Genomic DNA, 20,891 nt, shown 5'->3' on the forward strand with positions numbered 1-20,891 from the left:
CATAAGCAACACACACCGACCCGGAGCATGGATGAGTAAACATGTAGCAAACCCGCAAATCCTGGTTATCGCCGACGACTTTACCGGCGGAAACGATGCGGGGGTCAGCCTGGCGCTGACGGGAATGACGGTCAATGTCGCCTTTACGTTGCCCTGTGCCGAAGAGACCGACGTACTGATCGTGAATAGTGATAGCCGTGCGCTGGATGCGCCGCAGGCAGCGGCCCGCGTGAATGCTTTAGCGCTCGCCTGTCATGCCGATTCGCGGGCACTGTGGCTAAAGAAAATGGATTCCACTTTACGCGGTAATCCTGGGGCCGAAGTGGATGCGCTCATGCAGGTGACGGGTAAAAATCTGGCCATTGTTGCGCCAGCGTATCCCCAGGCTGGCCGGACGACTGAACAGGGGCTCTGTCTCGTCCACGGCGTTCCGGTCACTGAAACCGAATTTGCCAGCGACCCGAAAACGCCGGTCGCCAGCGCTGATATCTGTGCGGTACTTCAGGCACAAACCTCCATCAAATGTCGGACGATGTCATTGAGTGACGGTTTACAACGCCTGCAAGAACCAAGTGTTGATATGTCGCAGATTTGGGTGGTTGATGCGCAGAGTAATGCGGATCTTGATGCCATTGTCGGTGAAGTGATGAAGCGAAATGATTCGCCGCTGTTGGTGGGCTCGGCCGGAATTTGTGACGCACTGGCTCGCCGAGTCCAGACGGTCTCTGCCCAGCGTTTACTGGCGATTGTGGGCTCAATGAGTGAAATTGCTCAACGTCAGATTGCGGCCGTGAGCCGGGATCAGCAGGTGGAGACGGTATTCATCGACATCGAGGATATGTTCAAGGGGACTATGGACGCGCACGTCGCCCGCATTATTGGCGTTCTGGCATCCGGTAAACACTGCATTGTTCACACCTGTCCTGATAAAGAAGCGCGGCACCATATTCCACATCTGTGCGCGTGCTGGCAGGTGAGTCGCGCTCAGTTGGGCGAAAAAATCTGCCAATTCCTTGGGCAACTTACCCGACAGGTTTTAGATGATGTTTCACCCGCCGCGCTGTATCTCTCCGGCGGCGATGTTGCTATGGCGGTTGCTGAAGCGCTGGAGGCAACGGGATTTCGTATTACCGACCGTGTGGCTCAGTGCGTACCGTACGGTCATTTTGCCGGCGGCCGCTGGCAACGCCCGGTTATGACAAAAGCAGGTGGTTTTGGTGACGAGACGACCCTGCGTCAGGTTTTGCATGCTATTGAGGAGAAAATGAGTGAATAACGTTATTGCGGTAACCATGGGCGACCCGGCAGGTATCGGACCGGAGATTATTATCAAATCACTGACAGAGGATCCGCTCTCAGGCGCACCGGTTGTGGTGGTCGGCTGCGCGCAGACCTTGCGGCGGATTCAGGCATTAAACATTACGCCAGCAGCGGAACTGCGGGTCATTGATCATGTGGCGCAGGCGCAATTTTCGGCGGGGATTATCAATGTGATCGATGAACCCCTTGCCGACCCGGGCGCCCTTGAACCCGGCGTGGTGCAGGCACAGGCAGGCGATCTGGCCTATCGCTGTATTAAGCGTGCCACCGCGCTGGCGCTGAATGGCGAAGTGAAAGCGATAGCCACCGCGCCGCTAAATAAAGAAGCGTTGCATCTGGCGGGTCACCCTTATCCTGGCCATACCGAACTGCTGGCGCAACTGACTAACAGTAAAGATTACGCGATGGTGCTGTATACCGATCAGCTCAAAGTCATTCATGTCACTACCCATATTGCGCTACGGAAATTTCTCGATACGCTCAGCGAGGCGCGGGTGAAAACCGTTATTCAGGTAGCACATGATTTTCTGCGCCGTGTCGGGTATGAAAGCCCGCGCATTGCGGTGGCAGGGGTGAATCCACATGCCGGAGAACACGGCCTGTTTGGCGATGAAGAAATCAAAATAGTTGGACCTGCGATCCAGGCCATGCAGGCACAGGGGCTGAATGTCACAGGGCCGTGCCCACCGGATACGGTATTTATGCAGTGCCATGAGGGGATGTACGACATGGTGGTGGCGATGTATCACGACCAGGGCCATATTCCGCTAAAATTGCTTGGATTCTATGATGGGGTGAATATCACCGCCGGGTTACCGTTTATTCGCACCTCTGCGGACCACGGCACGGCGTTTGATATTGCCTGGACAGGTAAAGCCAAGTCTGAGAGCATGGCGGTATCCATCCAGTTGGCTATGCAAATCACGCGGGATTAAAATGAAGGGATATAATCGGTTAGAACAGATTATGGATTATCTGAAAGGGCATAATCTGGCGACGGTAGAACAGCTTGTTGCCGTGACGGACGCCTCGCCGGCGACCATCCGTCGCGACCTGATTAAGCTCGATCAGGAAGGCGTGATCAGCCGTACCCATGGCGGGGTGACGCTTAACCGGTTTATCCCATCGCAGCCTACCACGCATGAGAAAATGCAGCGCAACCTGCAAGAGAAACAAGCGATCGCCAGCGCGGCGGCAGGCCTGGTGAAGGCCGGAGATGCGATTGTTCTGGATGCGGGGACGACAATGATTGAACTGGCTCGTCAGCTCACTCATCTGCCGCTGCGGGTCATCACCAGCGATCTGCACATCGCGCTTTTTTTCTCCGAATTTAAACAAATTGAAGTGACGATCATTGGAGGGCGAATTGATGACTCCAGCCAGTCCTGTATCGGTGAGCACGGGCGTAAACTGTTGCAAAACGTCTGGCCGGATATCGCGTTTTTGAGCTGTAACGGCTGGGATCTGGCGCGCGGCATCACCGCGCCGACGGAAGAAAAGGCCGGAGTAAAACGTGACCTGATTGCCAACGCCAGTCGTCGGGTACTGCTGGCAGACAGCTCAAAATATGGCGCGTGGTCTTTGTTTAACGTTACCCATCTGAATGCGCTGACGGATATTGTGACCGATGCCCGGCTCAATGAGGACGTGCGTGTACAACTGGAACAGTTACCCTGCCAACTGACTATTGCCAGTTAATCCGTATCCTGCGACAACTGAGGATCCAGCACTTCGATAAAGGCTTCCAGCTGCCTTGTCATCGCACCTCTTCGCCAGACCAGCCACGTATTCAGCCAGCGCCAGTTTTCGCTCAACGGCCAGGCGTTGACCTGATGGTGTCCGGGCATACTTTCCAGCATCGAACGTGGAATTAGCGCGATACCCGCACCGGCAATAACGCAGGCCAGCATCCCATGGTATGACTCCATTTCATGAATGGTACCCGGCATGGCGCGATCGGCATGAAACCAGCTTTCAAAATGTCGGCGGTAGGAACAGTTGGCGCGAAACGCGTAAATACTGCAGCCGTTGACGTCGCTGGCCCGCTGGATGGGAGGGTGACCGTGCGGGGTGACAATCATCATCTCTTCACGATAGACCGGAATACCCTCAAGTCCGGGGTGGGCAACGGGACCATCGACAAAAGCGGCGTTCAACGTGCCGTCCAGCACGCCGTCCAGCATGGTGCCTGAGGGACCGGTCGCCAGGGCAAACTGAATTTTTGGATAACGTTGGTTATATTCAGCCAACGTAGCAGGGATCCGTACCGCGGCGGTGCTTTCCAGCGATCCGAGCGAAAACAAGCCCTGTGGTTCATCTCCGGCGACCACCATTCTCGCTTCCTCTACCAGCGCCAGGATCCGTTGACTGTAGCGCAAAAAGTTGTGCCCGGAGGGCGAAAGCCGCAGACGCTGGTTTTCACGAATAAACAGATCGACGCCAAGATCGGCCTCAAGTTGGCGAATACGGGTAGTGAGATTGGACGGCACGCGATGCACCTTCGCTGCGGCCTGTGTAATGCTGCCGGTCTCCGCGACGGCATTGAACATTTCCAGTTGCGTAAGATCCATAATATTCTCTAATCGTGAATGGTGTGGTTAATATTATTCATTTTTCAGGAAGAGTAAATATGCTCATGATATGACCATACCCTGCGATAAAAGAGAGGCACCCATGACTATCACAGCAGCAACACATGCTATTTCGGTTGATCCTACCTGCGGTGAAAGACTGACGGCGATGCCGTGGGCCAGCACCGAAGAGATTGCGCAGGCACTGAGTCTTGCCGCAAGTGCCTACAGTGAATGGAAACAGACTACCGTCGCGCACCGTGCGCATACGCTGCGTCAAATCGGCCTGGCCCTGCGTAATCGCGCGGAAGAGATGGCGCAGTGTATTTCACGTGAAATGGGCAAACCTATCAAACAGGCTCGGGGTGAAGTCGCCAAGTCAGCCGCGTTGTGTGACTGGTACGCCGAACATGGACCTGCGATGCTTAACCCGGAACCGACGCTGGTAGAAAATAACCAGGCGGTGATTGAGTATCGCCCGGTTGGAACTATTCTGGCGATCATGCCGTGGAATTTTCCGTTGTGGCAGGTACTGCGTGGTGCTATTCCGATTTTGCTGGCCGGAAATGTCTATTTGTTAAAGCATGCGCCTAACGTAACCGGCTGTGCTGCGATTATCGCGCAGGTTTTTGCTGATGCAGGCGTTCCTGCCGGTGTTTATGGTTGGGTAAATGCCGATAACGCCGGAGTCAGTCAGATGATCAACGACCCGCGTATCGCAGCGGTAACGGTAACGGGTAGCGTACGTGCCGGTGCGGCGATTGGTGCACAGGCGGGTGCGGCGCTGAAAAAATGCGTACTTGAACTGGGTGGTTCCGATCCGTTTATTGTCCTCAATGATGCCGATCTCGATCTGGCAGTTAAAGCGGCAGTCACCGGACGTTATCAGAATACCGGGCAGGTTTGTGCGGCAGCGAAGCGCTTTATTATCGAAGAAGGAATTGCAGAAGAATTTACTGCGCGGTTTGTGGCGGCCGCGAGCGCGCTCAAAATGGGCAATCCGTTAAACGAAGAAAACGATCTCGGACCGATGGCGCGATTTGATCTGCGTGATGAACTGCATCAGCAGGTTGAAGCATCCCTGGCCGAAGGGGCGAAGTTACTCCTTGGGGGCGAAAAAATAGCAGGTCAGGGCAATTACTATGCCGTGACGGTACTGGGCGGCGTAACGCCAGAAATGACGGCTTTCCGTCAGGAGCTGTTTGGTCCGGTTGCGGCGATCACCGTTGCCAGGAATGCGGAACATGCCCTGGCACTGGCGAATGACAGTGATTTTGGTTTATCCGCCACGGTGTTCACTGCGGATGACGCGCTGGCCCAGAAGATGGCCTCTCGTCTGGAGTGTGGAGGCGTCTTCATCAATGGCTACAGCGCCAGCGACGCCCGTGTAGCGTTTGGCGGCGTGAAGAAAAGTGGCTTTGGTCGCGAGCTTTCGCATTTTGGCCTGCATGAGTTTTGTAATGTGCAGACCGTCTGGAAAAACCGCCTCTGAAGGTGAGGGTGCCTCCGTCGGGGGCACCTGCCTTATTTCTGCAAATTTTCTGTCATTGACTCTTCGTACACTGATACCTAATGGTCTGACGCAGCGTATTCAGCTCTGTTATACTCGCAGGCCTTTCATACCTGCGAGCAAGGAGCATGTTGTGGCCAGGGCCATGGACAATTCAATTTTAGAGACCATTGTGCAGCAGGTTCGTCCGCTGATCGGTCAGGGTAAAGTCGCTGACTATATACCTGCATTAGCCTCTGTCGACGGTTCCAAACTGGGTATCGCCATCTGTACCGTCGATGGACAGCACTATCAGGCGGGGGATGCGCAAGAACGCTTTTCTATTCAGTCGATTTCGAAGGTTTTAAGCCTGGTCGTGGCGATGCGTCACTATCAGGAAGAGGAGATTTGGCAACGCGTCGGCAAAGATCCATCCGGTCATCCTTTTAATTCCCTGGTGCAGTTGGAAATGGAGCAGGGTATCCCGCGTAATCCCTTTATTAACGCCGGGGCACTGGTGGTTTGCGACATGCTGCAAGGGCGTCTGAGCGCCCCACGTCAACGGATGCTGGAAGTGGTCCGGGCATTAAGCGGCGTCCCGGATATCGCCTACGATGCGAGGGTGGCGCGATCTGAGTTTGAACATTCCGCACGTAACGCCGCTATCGCCTGGTTGATGAAATCGTTCGGCAATTTTAACCATGACGTGACCACTGTTTTGCAAAACTATTTTCACTACTGCGCATTGAAAATGAGCTGTGTGGAACTGGCGCGAACCTTCGTATTTCTGGCGAATCAGGGCCATGCCTTCCATCTTGAGGAGCCCGTGGTTACGCCGATGCAGGCCCGACAAATCAACGCGCTGATGGCGACCAGCGGTATGTATCAGAACGCGGGTGAATTTGCCTGGCGGGTTGGCCTGCCGGCAAAATCTGGGGTGGGTGGCGGTATCGTGGCCATCGTTCCACACGAGATGGCGATTGCTGTCTGGAGCCCGGAACTGGATCCAGCGGGAAATTCGCTGGCGGGTATCGCCGCGCTGGAGCAACTAACGCAACAAATGGGGCGCTCGGTTTACTGATGAATACGCTCGACCCTCTTTTTGCCCGGCTGGCGAAATCGACGTTTCGCTCGCGGTTTCGCCTCGGCCAGAAAGAAAGGCAGTATTGTCTGGATAAAGGGGCGCCGGTTATTGAACAACATGCAGCCGATTTTATTGCCAAACGACTGGCTCCCGCTTTTCCCGCTAATGATGGGAAGCAGACGCCAATGCGTGGTCACCCGGTATTCATCGCACAACACGCGACGGCGACCTGTTGTCGGGGGTGTCTGGCAAAATGGCATGACATTCCTCAGGGTGTGGCGCTTAACGAACAACAGCAACGTTACGTTGTCACGGTTATATATCACTGGTTAGTGATCCAAATGAATAAGCCATAGATAACATTATCCTATGATATAACCCCTTGTGTTATGTAGTTGTTAAAAGCATGCTAAGGGAGTCAATCTAAGGAGAAAAAATGGCTTCCTGCAAACCCTGCTTCATGCTGAGTGCAGCACAGATTGTGTCGAGAATCGACGAGCTCAGCGATGTCCTTGAACAGTGCGTCAATGACGGCGCCTCCGTCAGCTTTATGCTGCCTTTTGATCGTGAGAAATCACGGCCTTTCTGGATGAACGTCGCGCAAAGCGTTGCCCGTGGGGAAAGACTTGTTCTTGGCGCCCAGAATGCCCAAGGAACGCTCGTCGGTACCGTCCAGCTCATTATCGATCAACCTGAAAACCAACCTCATCGCGCCGATGTCGCTAAACTGCTGGTTCATACCTCAGCGCGGCGGAGCGGGATTGCCCGGGAACTGATGAACGAGCTGGAAAGTTGTGCGCGTCAAAAGGGCAAAACGTTGCTGGTACTTGATACGGCGACGGGCAGTGGTGCAGAGTTGTTCTACCACAAGTGCGGGTGGCAAAAAGCAGGAGTGATACCTGACTATGCCAAAATGCCTGACGGGACGCTGACCGGGACAACACTTTTTTATAAAACTCTCTAATTTGTCGCTGGGGATTGATCAAAACAGGGTTTCAATGTATTAAAGTTTGCTAACCTATTGGACCAATTCAATCAGGTTGTATGACTAATCAAAAAGGGAACCCATTGTGCAAACTTTAAATCGTCGCGATTTCCCCGGTGCTCAGTATCCTGAACGCATTATTCAGTTTGGTGAAGGAAACTTCCTGCGCGCCTTCGTTGACTGGCAAGTTGATCTGCTGAATGAGCATACCGATCTTAACTCTGGTGTGGTCATTGTCCGGCCTATCGAAAGTACTTTTCCTCCATCACTGAGTACACAGGACGGCCTTTATACCACCATCATTCGTGGTTTGAATGAGAAGGGCGAAGCCGTGAGCGATGCCCGTTTAATTCGTTCGGTTAATCGCGAGATCAGCGTCTATAGTGAGTACGATGAGTTCCTGAAGCTGGCGCATAACCCTGATATGCGTTTTGTTTTCTCCAATACCACCGAAGCCGGCATCAGTTACCACGCGGGCGATAAGTTTGAGGATGCACCGGCGGTGAGTTATCCCGCTAAACTGACCCGACTGCTGTTCGAGCGGTTCAGCCATTTTAATGGTGCGTCGGATAAAGGCTGGATAATCATTCCCTGCGAACTGATTGATTATAACGGTGATGCGCTGCGTGAACTGGTCCTGCGCTACGCTCAGGAGTGGGCGCTACCGGAAGCATTTATTCAGTGGCTGGATCAAGCCAACGCATTTTGTTCCACGCTGGTGGACCGCATTGTTACCGGTTATCCGCGTGACGAAGTAGCGCAACTTGAAGCTGAGCTTGGCTATCATGATGCATTCCTTGATACGGCTGAACACTTCTATCTGTTCGTTATTCAGGGGCCGAAGTCATTAGCCTCTGAGCTGCGTCTGGATAAATATCCGCTGAATGTTCTGATTGTTGATGACATCAAACCGTATAAAGAACGGAAAGTGGCGATTCTCAACGGCGCACATACTGCATTGGTTCCCGTTGCCTGGCAGGCTGGGTTGGATACCGTGGGGGAGGCCATGAATGACGCGGAGATTCGCGCCTTCGTGGAAAAAGCGATCTATGAAGAAATTATTCCAGTGCTGGATTTACCACGCGATGAGCTGGCGTCTTTTGCCAGCGCGGTGACAGGTCGATTCTGCAACCCGTATATCAAACATCAGCTGTTGTCGATTGCCCTGAACGGCATGACTAAATTCCGCACTCGCATCTTGCCGCAACTGCTGGCGGGGCAACTGGCCAGCGGTAAACTGCCTGCGCGTCTGACATTTGCGCTTGCCGCGTTGATTGCGTTCTACCGTGGAGAGCGTAACGGTGAGTCTTACCCGGTTCAGGATGATGCGCACTGGATGACGCGTTTTCAACAGCTTTGGTCCCAGCATCATGACCGTCAGATAAGCACTGAAGATTTGGTTAAAGCTGTGCTGGCCGTTACAGAACACTGGGAACAGGATCTGACGGAAGTTTCTGGATTGGTGGAACAGGTGACTGCCGATCTGGATAGCATTCTGCTAAACGGCATGCGAGAAGCTGTTAAACCTCTGTGCTAATACGCTGACCCGGCTCAGGCCGGGTTTTTTACAGGCATAGCTTAGTTACAACATACTATGGATTTCTACTTTTAGAGTGACAGTCTGTCGCTTCAACGCATCGTCCGTTCAGCAGGAGGGAAAGATGTTTAAATAGTGTTACGATGAGCTTGCAACATTGATCACGTTCGCGTTTAATGTGACGAGTTTCACATTTTTCCGAAGATAACCATGATCGTTCGTCCCCAACAACACTGGCTGCGCCTGATATTCGTCTGGCATGGGTCGGTATTATCTAAAATTTTTTCACGCCTGCTGCTGAACTTCCTGCTCTCCATCGCCGTTATTATCATGCTGCCGTGGTATACGATGCTGGGCATCAAATTTACCCTGGCGCCGTTCAGCATTCTCGGCGTGGCGATTGCAATCTTTTTAGGCTTTCGCAATAACGCCTGTTATTCACGTTATGTTGAGGCTCGACACTTGTGGGGGCAGTTGATGATTGCTTCCCGATCGCTGCTACGTGAAGTAAAAACCACCTTGCCGGACGACGTCGAACTGGGTCAGTTTGTTCGTCTGCAAATCGCCTTTGCCCACTGTTTACGCATGACGTTACGCCGCCAGCCCCAGGCTGAGCCGTTAGCGAAATATCTGAGTGAGGCAGATTTACTGACCGTGTTCGCCTCACAGTCGCCTGCAAACCGCATTCTGTTGCTGATGGGGGAATGGTTGGCTGTACGTCGGCGCAATGGTCAACTGTCAGATATATTATTCCATAGTTTAAACAATAGGTTAAATGATATGTCGGCGGTACTTGCAGGGTGCGAGCGGATCGCGAATACCCCAGTGCCATTTGCTTACACTCTGATACTTCATCGAACGGTATACCTGTTTTGTATTATGTTACCTTTCGCGTTGGTGGTAGATCTGCACTATATGACGCCGTTTATCTCAGTGCTGATTTCCTATACTTTTATTTCTCTCGATACGCTGGCAGAAGAGCTGGAAGACCCGTTTGGCACAGAAAACAATGACCTGCCGCTGGATGCGATTTGCAATGCGATTGAAATCGACTTGCTGCAGATGAACGATGAAACAAACGTGCCAGCAAAACACATTCCAGATAAGCATTACCAACTCACTTAGTTACATTCTTTTGCCACCATGTAGGTTGCATATCTGAAAAAGAATGAAATTCCGGCGCCAGGTCTTCATCGTCAGGATCGTCAAAAGCGCCAGCTAACAGTGCAATAACCGGGGCGTCATCAATGGCGCCTACAGAACTGCCGCACTGTGGACAAAATGCCCGACTTGACGCCTCAGAAGAGCGCCAGGTTGTCGGTTTTCCGCCTTGACCCGTCCACGTTACATTTTCTGCATTAAACTCAATCCAGACGACGGTCGGTGCACCCGTATGTTTCCGACATATATCGCAGGAGCAGGTATGGGAATTATTTGGACTGCTGGCTGCGAAACGAATCGAACCACACAGACAGCCACCAATGTAGACTTTAGACATGACAACTCCCGTCAGAAACACGTTGCCAGACACTAGCAGATGACGGGCTTTGCCACTAGATCCTCATGATAAAAAGGCGAGGGCGCGCATGGCAGATAGTTATCTCCTGTGATGCACTTATAATAAACGCTTAATCATTGCGTCTGGCTACGATAAATAACCGCGGAAAGGCCAGCAAAATTTTACCGTTTTCCTGCAGAGGATATTGTTCCTGAAGCAGTTCATGATAACGTGCCAGGTAAAGATGTTGCTCATTTTCGCTCAAATCCTGTAACCAAGGCCGCAGGCCCGTTGAGCTTACCCAGTCGATAATCGACTGATGTGAATCCATAACGTGATAATACGTTGTGCGCCAGATATCCACCTCACAGCCCGCTTCAGCCAAAATGTCATAGTAGGCGTGTACGCCAGGAAGCGGCGAGCGGCCCCGGTCAGGGTAACCTTGTTCATAAGCCACTTCACGCATCAAAACATGCGTTGGCTCCAGCCAGTTATCCGGCATTTGTACAGCCAGCACGCCATTGTGAGTCAGTAGCGATACCAGATGCGGGAACAAATCATAGTGATCGGGAACCCACTGCAACGATGCATTTGCATATAGCAGTTCAAGAGGCTGCTCTGTCTGGAATTTACAGATATCCGCTTCAATAAAGCGGCATGTTGGTAATGCCTTGCGCGCCTCATTAAGCATGGCGGGTGAGGTATCAATCCCTGTTATTACAGCCGAGGGCCAGCGCTGATGCAGTAATGCCGTACTGTTTCCCGGACCACAGCCAAGATCGACGACTGAATGGACATTCTCTAACGCCACTCTGCTGAGTAAATCCGCAGCGGGTCTTGAACGTTCAGTTTCATATTGCAGATAAAGCGAAGGATTCCAGTCGGCCATGAATGAATCTCCAGTATGAGAGAAAAAGGCGGAAAGGGTTACATAAGTCCTTGCCGATGAGCCATTTCTTTTAGAAGATTATATGAAAATACAGGAGAAGGGCAGAAATATGCTGGAAACATCAAGACTGATTTTACGCCCGTGGGAAGCCAAAGACAAAGCCCCGTTTGCCGCGTTAAATGCCGATCCGGACGTGATGCGTTTTTTTCCGGCTCCGCTGCAACGAACGGAAAGCGACAACCTGGCTGCCAGATTCCAGGAAGGCATTACAGAGCGCGGCTGGGGATTCTGGGCCGTTGAACTTAAAGAAACACACCAGTTTGTGGGGTGTGTAGGTTTACATCCACAAACTGATAAATTTCACTTTTCACCCTGTACCGAAATAGGCTGGCGTCTTGCTAAATCCTACTGGCATCAAGGGCTTGCATTGGAGGCCGCCGAGGCGTGCCTGACGTATGCTTTCGAGGAGCTGGCGTTAAGTGAGGTGGTTTCATTTACGTCGGTGCTGAATAAACCGTCAGAGCGTCTGATGATACGGTTGGGCATGAATAAAACTGAAGAGTTCGTGCATCCCGCGTTGCCCTCTGATCACCGGTTAGCACAACACATCCTGTATCGGAGGGTGGCAATTTGATTACCGTTTTTCGGAAAGTAAGCGATGTCTCAGATGACTCTTGGTAAAGTAATATCCCAAATTCATCATATTGGTAGCACCTCGGTGCCGGGATTATCAGCTAAACCAGTGTCGATATATTAATCGAAGTTACTAATCTTGATGAAATGGACAGCCTGAATCAGGCGATAGAGCGTGTCGGATATACTGTACGTGGTGAAAATGGCATTTCAAATCGTAGGTACTTTGTATAACAATTGTCAGTGTCTAGAATCTTCAAATTGTAAACAAGATTGGCGTGCTTACTGGAATCTCACCAGTGCTACGAAGTTTAACGTTGGGCAGTACAACGAATCTCTGCGCATATCGGCATAGCCGAATATCAGTTTTTGCGTGGTCATCATTTCCCAAAATAATGAAACCACAACTGACGCATCAGAAGAATCCAAAATCAACTAATGCCGAAGTGGGCACATAGCCGAAGCAAAGAAGAAGTGTTCCAGTTTGCAGTAACCAGAATCACATCCAGCTAATGCAGAGGCTTGGACAAGCTAAAAGACGAAACAGATTTTGATGATGTCGGTCAGGTGAATGAAGAAATCACCACGAGCACAATCTCTCGAACGCAGTGAGAGCTTAGCTGGAGACTTCCTCAATCTGAACCAGAGGGCGCAAGACAATCCAACTGTTATGCGAACTAACTACTGCACCAATCGGCTACAATTCTCGTTACCTGACGTTAGTGCGCATAATGTATATTATGTTAAATTAAGTGATTCGCATAAAGACATAGAATTAAGTCCCCATTAGTCTTTCGTTTGCTGGCATTTGGACATTGGTTGACACCACTACTAACTTATCGCTTCTGAAGAGTTCTTCTATCGCGATTAGCCTGAAGTGTCAGGTTTGTCCGCCCTCTTCTTTTTACAGTTTCAGCGAACGTTCCTTGGAAGATCAGTGCCGATTTGGGCCATTGCTGGTCGTTCCGCTTTCTTGTAATCTGTCTCGTTGCATAACTGACAAAATCTGGAAATACCGAACTGGACTTCATATGAATGCTCATACTTCAAAAGACCCTTTACATGGCGTAACGCTAGAAATGCAGGTCAATGCACTGGTTGATCGTTTTGGTTGGGCTGAGCTTGCTCAACGCATTAACATCAACTGCTTTAAAAATGAACCGAGCGTTAAATCCAGTTTAAAGTTTTTGCGCCGTACGCCGTGGGCGCGTGCTGAAGTTGAAGCGCTCTATCTTGATTCGCTGCATGACGTGACCCCGTTCAACAACACCGTACCTGCTATTGATCCCTGGGCTAACAGCCGCAACAAGAAAAAATAAGAGCAAAGTCTGATGCCAGCATCCGGTTTCTTTTCAGGAAAATATCAGAAAAAACTGGCGAATATCTTCGTCCGTTGCCATGCCAGATTACCGCGAACTAACCTGAAATGGTTCGCGGTACTTGTGGGCAGTATGTTGTTACTGGGCAGTTGCTCTTCACAGCCGCCCGCTCCCAAAGTCACCCCACTACCTCCGGTGAATAAACCGCAACAGATTAAGGAGCCGGTGCGCGGAATCTGGTTGGCGACGGTTTCCCGTCTGGACTGGCCGCCGATCTCATCAGTGAATGTCAGTTCCCCTGCCATCCGTATCAGCCTGCAGCAGAAAGCGTTGACGGATAAGCTGGATAACCTGAAACGTCTTGGCATCAACACCGTTTTTTTCCAGGTCAAACCCGATGGTACCGCATTGTGGCAATCTAAAATCTTGCCTTGGTCAGATACGCTAACCGGCACGATTGGTCAGGATCCGGGTTACGATCCGCTACAGTTTATGCTCGATGAAGCGCATAAACGCGGCATGAAAGTCCATGCCTGGTTTAACCCCTACCGCGTGTCCGTTAATATCAAACCGTCAACGATCACCGAATTAAACAGCACGCTGTCGCAGACGCCTTCCAGTGTTTATGTCCTGCATCGGGACTGGATTCGCACCTCGGGCGAGCGTTTCGTGTTAGATCCTGGTATTCCCGAAGTGCGCGACTGGATCACCAGCATCGTGGCGGAAGTGGTGGAACATTATCCGGTCGACGGCGTGCAGTTTGATGACTACTTCTATACCGAGTCTCCCGGTTCAGCGCTTAACGACAGCCAGACCTTCAGAAAATATGGTCAGGGGTTTGATTCCAAAGCTGACTGGCGGCGCGATAACACGCAACGACTGATCGCCCAGGTCTCGCGGACCATCAAGAAACTTAAGCCTGAGGTGGAGTTTGGCGTCAGCCCCGCGGGGGTGTGGCGCAATCGCTCTCACGATCCTGCGGGTTCCGACACCCGTGGCGCGGCAGCGTATGATGAATCCTATGCCGATACTCGTCGCTGGGTGCAATTAGGCTTGCTGGACTACATCGCCCCACAGTTGTACTGGCCTTTTGCCCGTGATGCGGCACGATACGATGTGCTGGCGAAATGGTGGGCAGATGTTGTGAAATCAACCAATACCCGCCTCTATATTGGTGTGGCGCTGTATAAGGTCGGCGAACCGTCTCGAAAAGAGCCGGACTGGACAGTTAAAGGCGGCGTGCCAGAACTGAAAAAGCAGCTCGATCTGAACGAGTCCGAACCACACATCAACGGCACCATCCTGTTTCGCGAAGATTATCTTAATCAGCCGCAAACGCAGGAGGCCGTAACCTATATTCGCAGCCGTTGGGGGCGTTAATGGTTATCTTTAGGCCAGTGTAGCGACTGTATCTGCATCACCGGGACAGTAATCGGCGGACATTATCATTAATTTGTTTCTGGATCGTATCCAGCGTGGTTTGCGTTATCTGATCGGGGTATTTGTCACTGGCGATAGCGCTCAGCACTGACGCAGAGTGGCAGACCTTTTCGATTATGGCGTTCACCTCGTCAGCAGAGAGCTCAGCTTCCTGAACGCCAAGCAACTGAAGGTGCTTTCTTTCGATATCCAGCGCTTCCCCCAGCACGTCCATTTGGTGGTACCCGCCGGGTCCTTCACACCAGGTGACGTCGTAAGCCGGAGCCAGAGTCCAGTTTCCATCGGCTGACATTAAATAAGCAAAGTTCTTCGGATGATCGTCACGATTGTTGAATGCCACGTTGAAAACCACGCGTTCGAACGCTTTCGCCTTTTCTCTGACATCATTGGTACAGATCTGCGTGGCGCGCAGAAAATCCCGGTAATCTAAAGCACCGGGTAACTGGTAATTTGCTCCAGTAAGTGCCGCCAGACTCTGCATTGGAATACGTATCGACTGGTCACGGTCGAAACGCCGGGTGGCAAATGCCGCCTGCCCGCCGGGCAGCTCAAAATATGCCGTATCGGGCGTGGTAATCCCACATTGACGCAAGCATTCAGCATAAACCGCTTCGATGGCACATACTTCAGCATGCTCATGCCTGGCGGGAAATTTAATCAGCCAGCTTTCGCTCCCGGGTAGCGGCGCAGTGGTAAATTTTGACGTGACACTGTCACGATAAAGTAGCGCTTTTGGCCTTGCCCCTTGTGGCGAACCGCCCATCTGAAGCAATTTTTGCAAGAATTCCCCGCCGTCTCCACTCAGGACTTCCTGCACCTCAGCGGCCAGTTGTTCGAGAGGCACATCCTCTTTTGAAATCTTCTCGACATCTGACTGAACGGGCTGGAAAGTCATGGCGCCCATCGCGTTGTTGCCGACCCAGGTTAAGCGCTCCAAAGGACCTATGCGCGCTGCGTTTAGTCCGCGACGTTTAAATAATCGGTCCATCAACAGCATACCCCAGCCATCAGGTAGCGAATCATAGACTGGTCCAGGTAATCCCAATTGATGAGCCGGGAAATCCCTGCGTAAACGTGGGCCGTTCAGTGGTAACATCAGCCGGGACAGTTCCAACCCTTTACGTATGGCGTCTTCACTGTATTCAAAGGCGATCAACGGGCGTCCGGTCAGGGCTGTGGAAGACACCAGTTTTCCCCACAACCATTTCTCACCCCAACCTTCATAAAAGACATCAACTTGTTCAGGCATCAGAATTTTTCCTTTTCACCCGCTGACGTACCGCGCTCTTCTCGTAACGCAAAATATCATCCAGACTGTCAATCCTGGGTTTGAATAAACCCTCCAGCGCATCGCCATAACCTAACACCATTGCGACTTTGACCAGATTCTCAAATCCTACGTTCTTACCTGTTTCCAGATTCGAAACGGTATTCACACCGACACCTGAACGCGCGGCAACCTCAGCCTGCGTCATTTGCCGCGCGAGTCGTTCTTTACGCAATCTGTCACAGAGTAGTTTGACGATATCAGCAGCCGTATTGAGTGTTAAATCCATAATATTGGCCCTTATTTGGATAATATGCCAGTTTACACACAATATTATAGAGTTAAGTCGAGATTAATACAAAGCGGATAACATATGTTTTAATGGATTTAACGCCACAAGTCCGTGATAAAACCCATTATAATGTATTTAAATCATGGTCGGGTGCGGTGATTAATCTGCCGCTATGCAGACTAAATGACCACGGTGCAGCTGGATCGCGCCCTGTCGTTTTAACCGAGCAAGCGTATCCATAATGGTGCTGCGAGAAAGTCCGGTTCGCTCCCTGATATATTGTACCGCCGGGATTCTTTTTTTGATGTCATCAGGCTCTTGTTGTAAAAGTTCAAGATGTCCCCAAACCATATCAGTTGCGGTTCGACTGGTGATTAGGCGATCGCGCTGGCTCATTACCTGAATAATATAGGCTTCAACTATTGCCACAGATTCCCAGAGTCGATCACGGTTAACGATAGTCATGAAATCCGTTTTCTTTACTACATGAGTAGTACATGGGCTGACCGCTTCAATATCATAAAAGTTATGCCCTGTAGGAAGAAAGAACTCGGCCATTCCCAGCATCATCGGTGCCTGCTGACTGGCCAGGATTAGCCCATCAGTGCGTCGGCGAATGACTATTCTACCTTCGGTCAACAACCAGATCCCGTTCTCCCCCTGAGAATCCATAATAAAAGAACCGCTACGATATAGCGATTGGGCTTCAGAAAGTGGCAGTAATGCGTTGAAAAGTTTGGTTATATTAGTCGCAAGGAGTTCTTCGCTGCTACCGGTTTGTTCAGTATTGCTGGTCATAGAAGGCTCAGTATAATTCACTAAATAATCTTATTAATGATTATCGGTAATAGAGAAAAAATCAAACCTGAAAAGTCCATTTTTGGATTTGATTATTAACATTAGCCTTACAAGAAAGTCTGATTTTATACTTGCAATACATTAAAACTACTTGCTAATAAAAATGCAGCGATAATGTCGGCCAATAAAAATGGTTCTTATTGGAGTTCCTATGTTGCTCAATTATTTATCATTAGCAATACTCATCCTGGTGTTCTTAATTATTTTTTATGGCGTATTAATCTTGCACGACATCCCGTACGAGATCGCTAAGAAACGCAACCACCCTCACCTCGATGCCATACATGTCGCGGGTTGGGTCAGCTTATTTACATTACATGCGATTTGGCCATTTCTCTGGATTTGGGCAACATTATACAGTGATAAGCATGGCTGGCATGGAAATACCTCAGGACATAATATCGCTGAGCTAAGCGCGCGGATTGCGATACTGGAAAAAACACATGAACAAACTAATAGCGCATACAGCCCGCAGGATCCAAAGGTAAATTAATCGTGGAAATATTATTAACATTAACCTACGCCGCTATCGTTTACGTCATTTTTAAAGTATTTAAGGTTCCGTTGAATAAGTGGACATTACCTTCAGCGGTATTGGGGGGCGTGGTCATGCTTGGGGCACTGATCCTTACCATGAATTATAATCATCCCTATACAGAAGATGCACAAAAATTGGTTGTGGGCATTCCCGTTGTTCCGCAAGTTACCGGGGTGGTTTCAGAAGTAACGGATAAAATTAACACACCAATAAAAAAAGGAGATGTACTGTTTAAAATCGATCCTGCCCGTTATAAAGCTAAACTGGAAAAGCTTGAAGCGGACATTGTTACGGCAAAACATGACGTTCTGGCCCTTGAGGAGAAACGCAATAGCGCGCGACTGCAGCTAGAACAGGCCAGGGCTGAACGTGATAAATATTACAAAAACTATCAGCGCTACCAGAAAGGCAGTCAGGCAAAAGTGAACCCATTTACTGCCAATGATATTGATACAGCGCGCCAGGATTATCTGGCTCAGGATGCGGCGATGAACGCCGCCAATGCTGAACTGAACAGTATCCAGAAAGAACTCGACAGCACTATTCATGGACAAAACTCGCAGATCGCCAGTCTGCAAGCTCAAATTGATGAGGCTCGATTTAATTATGAGCAAACCATTGTTCGCGCCCCCAGCGACGGTTATGTCAGCCAATTACTGGTTCGTCCGGGAACCTATGCGTCGAGACTGCCTTTTAAGCCAGTTATGGTGTTTATTCCTGCGCACAAAAACCAAATTGTTGCGGCGTTTCGTCAAAACTCGATCTTACGTCTTAATGTGGGTGATGAAGCTGAAATTGTCTTCAATGGCTTGCCGGGACAGGTAGTACAGGGAAAAGTGGTCAGTGTTGCCCCCGTGATCCCTACCGGGGCTTATTATGCCCAGGGAACATTGCAATCCTTAAACGTCACACCGGGCAGTAACAAAGTGCTGGTCAGTATCGCAGTTGATAATAATCAGGCTGAACAGCAACTCCCAGACGGTGTTGCCGCTCAGGTTGCCGTCTATTCAGCTCAGCATTTTGAAGCATTATCATTGCTACGGAAAATACTCTTGCGCATGACCAGTTGGATGCACTACCTGTACCTTGATCATTAATCGACTGTCCGGGTGCGATAGCTGCACCCGGACTTCACTCGACGCTCAGGCAGTAGCGGGTTCTGGTAATCTAAACGACGAGACCAGCAGCGCCAGTTGTTCCGCCTCCTCTTTCAGGGCCTGTGTACGTGCGGCGGCATCATCAATTAACGAGGCATTCTGCTGAACGGTGCTGTCCATTTCGGTAACGGCCAGCGTGACTTCGGAAACGCCTTTACGCTGTTCTTCGCCTGCAACGCGTATTTCCCCCATCAACTGACGCACCTGCCGTACGTTATTGACCAGTTCTCCCAGCCGTTCGCCTGCATTGTGAATTTGCTGACTTCCGCTACCAACATGAGATACAGATTCATCAATCAATGCTTTAATTTCCTGCGCGGCGGTGGCACTACGCTGGGCCAGCGTACGTACTTCAGAGGCGACAACCGCGAACCCTCTACCTGCATCGCCCGCTCTGGCGGCTTCAACGGCGGCGTTCAGGGCCAGAATATTGGTCTGGAACGCAATGCTGTCAATCACCGCGACAATTTCTACCATTCTCCCGGATGACGCGCTGACGTTATCCATTGTTGAGATCACGCCCTGCATGACATCACCACAGCGGTTGGCCGTTTGCGCGGTGCTATCGGATAGCTCATCTGCCAGTTGCGTATTACTGGCATTTTGGTGAACGGTCGCATTTAACTGTTCCATCGCCGCCGAACTCTCTTCCAGCGCAGCGGCCTGCTGCGTGACGCGAGATGAGAGTTCCATATTGCTGTCTGCCAGGCTGACGGCGTTATTCGCCACTACAACGCTGCTGTTTCTGACGGTGATCAGAATGGCTGAGATTTTATCGACGAACAGATTAAACGCCTCGGCGATAGCCGAAATCTCATCTTTGCCGCGCACATCCAGACGACGGGTAAGATCGCCTTCGCCCTGCGCGATATCATCGAGCGCCTGGCGGGTATCATCGAGACGCGAAATCAGTCGGCGAACCACCAGCCAGGATCCCACCAGCAATAGCGTCATAATTGGGATCAACACTTCCAGCACGTCCTGCATCATCACTTTGGCGAGACCGACGATGCGTGATTCAGGCGTCACCAGCCCCACGACCCAGCCGGTATCCGCCATCGGGAATAGCATTACCCGGGTCGGCGTATTCAACACATTGTCGTTGGCAAGCGTAATCGTTTTCACACCATCTGCCGGACGTAAAGATTTAAGACCGTTTTCCACCGGGATAAGCCATTGCGCGCTTTGCGCCAGATCGTTAATGGTTTTGTGTTTTGTCAGGTCGGCCTGCGGGAAATAGAGAAGTTGTCCCTGTTTATCCACCACGAACGCGTAACCGCCGGTGCTGTTTCCCTGCTGTTGCATAAAGGTGGCAACGTTATCCAGACGAATATCGGTAGTGGCGACGCCGGCAAACTTACCGGCCAGTTGGTAAGGAACGCTGCAGGTTACCATGTTGACCCCGGAACTGGCATCCTGGTAAACATCAGACCATAAGCAGCTGTTTTGCGAATGTCCTTTGGCATGCTGATACCAGCTTTCATTGTGGTATCCGCTTGATCCTTCGACGTTATAGTCGTTGGAGTACATCAACTTTCCTTCAGCGTTACGCGCCCAGAAAAAGCTGCGCTTTTCTACGCCTGCGGTGAAAGCGTCTGGCTCTGGCCAGATGCCGCCGCCGGTAATGATCGACTCTTTATCTTCACCAATCAAATGCGGAACAACGCTTTGGTACAGCGATTCATCGTTGGGCAGCACTTCGGCCAGTCGCGACAAACCGACGGTCTCACCTTCAATTCGCGACAACACGGTACTTAACTGACGGGTTAAACCTTGCCCCGTTTCTTCGATCAGGGCGGTATTGATTTCAACGACGCGCGGCTGCCCTCGCCAGAGCATAATCGCAACAATAACAAGTGTAGTGACTGCAAGCAGCAGAATGCCGCCAATGGTTAAACGCGTTGAAATACGAGTAGGATACCAGGCCATACAAACTCCTTCTGCAAAAGGCTAACTTTTACCCAGTATCGGCACCGGCGTTTTTATCTTTATAAAGTTTCCTTAAGTATTGCAAA

General features: G+C 50.9%; 21 protein-coding genes and 1 pseudogene. 15 read left to right on the top strand and 7 right to left on the bottom strand.

The window, feature by feature from the left end:
* The first annotated feature begins 31 nt into the window (after positions 1–31).
* Genes FDW92_RS13125 through FDW92_RS13135 form a run of 3 tightly spaced genes read left to right on the top strand, consistent with a single transcriptional unit; the run spans position 32 to position 3,018 of the window.
* Complete coding sequence (locus FDW92_RS13125) at positions 32–1,276, top strand: four-carbon acid sugar kinase family protein (RefSeq protein ID WP_042308432.1); 1,245 nt, start codon at positions 32–34, stop codon at positions 1,274–1,276.
* A complete protein-coding gene (locus FDW92_RS13130; RefSeq protein WP_042308430.1) occupies positions 1,269–2,255 on the top strand; it encodes a D-threonate 4-phosphate dehydrogenase in 987 nt (328 codons plus the stop codon). The genes FDW92_RS13125 and FDW92_RS13130 overlap by 8 nt, the downstream gene beginning before the upstream one ends.
* Before the next feature lies 1 nt (position 2,256).
* Positions 2,257–3,018, top strand: a complete 762-nt coding sequence (locus FDW92_RS13135) for a DeoR/GlpR family DNA-binding transcription regulator (RefSeq protein ID WP_042308428.1) — start codon at positions 2,257–2,259, stop codon at positions 3,016–3,018.
* Here the strand turns inward: FDW92_RS13135 and FDW92_RS13140 are convergent.
* The gene (locus FDW92_RS13140) at positions 3,015–3,890 is read right to left on the bottom strand and encodes a LysR family transcriptional regulator (protein ID WP_042308426.1); all 876 of its coding nucleotides are present in this window, start codon (positions 3,888–3,890) and stop codon (positions 3,015–3,017) included. The genes FDW92_RS13135 and FDW92_RS13140 overlap by 4 nt on opposite strands.
* A gap of 103 nt (positions 3,891–3,993) precedes the next feature.
* On the opposite strand from FDW92_RS13140, the gene sad reads away from it, so the two are divergent.
* From sad to FDW92_RS13170, 6 genes are all read left to right on the top strand, one after another.
* The gene (sad, locus tag FDW92_RS13145) at positions 3,994–5,382 is read left to right on the top strand and encodes a succinate-semialdehyde dehydrogenase (RefSeq protein ID WP_042308424.1); all 1,389 of its coding nucleotides are present in this window, start codon (positions 3,994–3,996) and stop codon (positions 5,380–5,382) included.
* 151 nt (positions 5,383–5,533) lie between these two features.
* Complete coding sequence (gene glsB / locus FDW92_RS13150; protein ID WP_042308422.1) at positions 5,534–6,460, top strand: glutaminase B; 927 nt, start codon at positions 5,534–5,536, stop codon at positions 6,458–6,460.
* Positions 6,460–6,819 carry a DUF4186 domain-containing protein gene (locus FDW92_RS13155; RefSeq protein ID WP_038640562.1) on the top strand — a complete coding sequence of 120 codons (360 nt, stop codon included), beginning with the start codon at positions 6,460–6,462 and terminating at the stop codon, positions 6,817–6,819. The genes glsB and FDW92_RS13155 overlap by 1 nt, the downstream gene beginning before the upstream one ends.
* Before the next feature lie 80 nt (positions 6,820–6,899).
* Positions 6,900–7,427: a GNAT family N-acetyltransferase gene (locus tag FDW92_RS13160; protein WP_042308420.1), complete on the top strand. Its 528-nt coding sequence runs from the start codon at positions 6,900–6,902 to the stop codon at positions 7,425–7,427.
* Between the two features lie 106 nt (positions 7,428–7,533).
* On the top strand, positions 7,534–8,985 hold the full coding sequence (locus FDW92_RS13165) for a tagaturonate reductase (protein ID WP_042308418.1): 1,452 nt from the start codon (positions 7,534–7,536) through the stop codon (positions 8,983–8,985).
* Positions 8,986–9,195: 210 nt separating this feature from the next.
* A complete protein-coding gene (locus tag FDW92_RS13170; RefSeq protein WP_042308416.1) occupies positions 9,196–10,110 on the top strand; it encodes a bestrophin family protein in 915 nt (304 codons plus the stop codon).
* Here FDW92_RS13170 and FDW92_RS13175 read toward each other — a convergent pair.
* Positions 10,103–10,483, bottom strand: a complete 381-nt coding sequence (locus tag FDW92_RS13175) for a GFA family protein (protein ID WP_042308414.1) — start codon at positions 10,481–10,483, stop codon at positions 10,103–10,105. The genes FDW92_RS13170 and FDW92_RS13175 overlap by 8 nt on opposite strands.
* 130 nt (positions 10,484–10,613) lie before the next feature.
* Complete coding sequence (gene tam / locus FDW92_RS13180) at positions 10,614–11,372, bottom strand: trans-aconitate 2-methyltransferase (RefSeq protein WP_042308412.1); 759 nt, start codon at positions 11,370–11,372, stop codon at positions 10,614–10,616.
* A gap of 109 nt (positions 11,373–11,481) precedes the next feature.
* Here tam and FDW92_RS13185 point away from each other — a divergent pair, with 109 nt between their 5' ends.
* From FDW92_RS13185 to FDW92_RS13200, 4 genes and pseudogenes are all read left to right on the top strand, one after another.
* The gene (locus tag FDW92_RS13185) at positions 11,482–12,006 is read left to right on the top strand and encodes a GNAT family N-acetyltransferase (protein ID WP_042308411.1); all 525 of its coding nucleotides are present in this window, start codon (positions 11,482–11,484) and stop codon (positions 12,004–12,006) included.
* A gap of 30 nt (positions 12,007–12,036) precedes the next feature.
* A pseudogene (locus FDW92_RS13190) lies at positions 12,037–12,233 on the top strand (GrpB family protein); the annotation flags it as partial.
* Between the two features lie 803 nt (positions 12,234–13,036).
* Positions 13,037–13,324 (top strand): VF530 family protein, encoded by a 288-nt coding sequence (locus tag FDW92_RS13195; RefSeq protein ID WP_042308409.1) that lies wholly within the window; start codon positions 13,037–13,039, stop codon positions 13,322–13,324.
* A 12-nt stretch (positions 13,325–13,336) separates the two neighbouring features.
* Positions 13,337–14,704 carry a glycoside hydrolase family 10 protein gene (locus FDW92_RS13200; RefSeq protein ID WP_042308408.1) on the top strand — a complete coding sequence of 456 codons (1,368 nt, stop codon included), beginning with the start codon at positions 13,337–13,339 and terminating at the stop codon, positions 14,702–14,704.
* A gap of 37 nt (positions 14,705–14,741) precedes the next feature.
* Here FDW92_RS13200 and FDW92_RS13205 read toward each other — a convergent pair whose 3' ends face one another.
* The 3 genes from FDW92_RS13205 to FDW92_RS13215 all read right to left on the bottom strand — a co-directional run bounded on the left by FDW92_RS13205 (position 14,742) and on the right by FDW92_RS13215 (position 17,121).
* Entirely contained in the window at positions 14,742–16,013 is a 1,272-nt protein-coding gene (locus tag FDW92_RS13205; RefSeq protein WP_042308405.1) for a type II toxin-antitoxin system HipA family toxin, read from the bottom strand.
* Positions 16,006–16,320, bottom strand: a complete 315-nt coding sequence (locus tag FDW92_RS13210) for a helix-turn-helix transcriptional regulator (RefSeq protein ID WP_042308404.1) — start codon at positions 16,318–16,320, stop codon at positions 16,006–16,008. The genes FDW92_RS13205 and FDW92_RS13210 overlap by 8 nt, the downstream gene beginning before the upstream one ends.
* Before the next feature lie 162 nt (positions 16,321–16,482).
* The gene (locus tag FDW92_RS13215; protein WP_052511176.1) at positions 16,483–17,121 is read right to left on the bottom strand and encodes a helix-turn-helix domain-containing protein; all 639 of its coding nucleotides are present in this window, start codon (positions 17,119–17,121) and stop codon (positions 16,483–16,485) included.
* A 211-nt stretch (positions 17,122–17,332) separates the two neighbouring features.
* Here FDW92_RS13215 and FDW92_RS13220 point away from each other — a divergent pair, with 211 nt between their 5' ends.
* A complete protein-coding gene (locus tag FDW92_RS13220) occupies positions 17,333–17,674 on the top strand; it encodes a DUF3302 domain-containing protein (RefSeq protein ID WP_042308402.1) in 342 nt (113 codons plus the stop codon).
* Between the two features lie 2 nt (positions 17,675–17,676).
* On the top strand, positions 17,677–18,816 hold the full coding sequence (locus tag FDW92_RS13225; RefSeq protein WP_042308400.1) for an HlyD family secretion protein: 1,140 nt from the start codon (positions 17,677–17,679) through the stop codon (positions 18,814–18,816).
* A 45-nt stretch (positions 18,817–18,861) separates the two neighbouring features.
* On the opposite strand, the gene FDW92_RS13230 is transcribed toward FDW92_RS13225, so the two are convergent.
* On the bottom strand, positions 18,862–20,805 hold the full coding sequence (locus FDW92_RS13230) for a methyl-accepting chemotaxis protein (RefSeq protein WP_042308398.1): 1,944 nt from the start codon (positions 20,803–20,805) through the stop codon (positions 18,862–18,864).
* Positions 20,806–20,891 lie beyond the last annotated feature (86 nt).

Origin of the sequence: Citrobacter sp. wls706, assembly GCF_005281305.1 — a bacterium.
Taxonomy (GTDB): Bacteria; Pseudomonadota; Gammaproteobacteria; order Enterobacterales; family Enterobacteriaceae; genus Citrobacter; species Citrobacter werkmanii.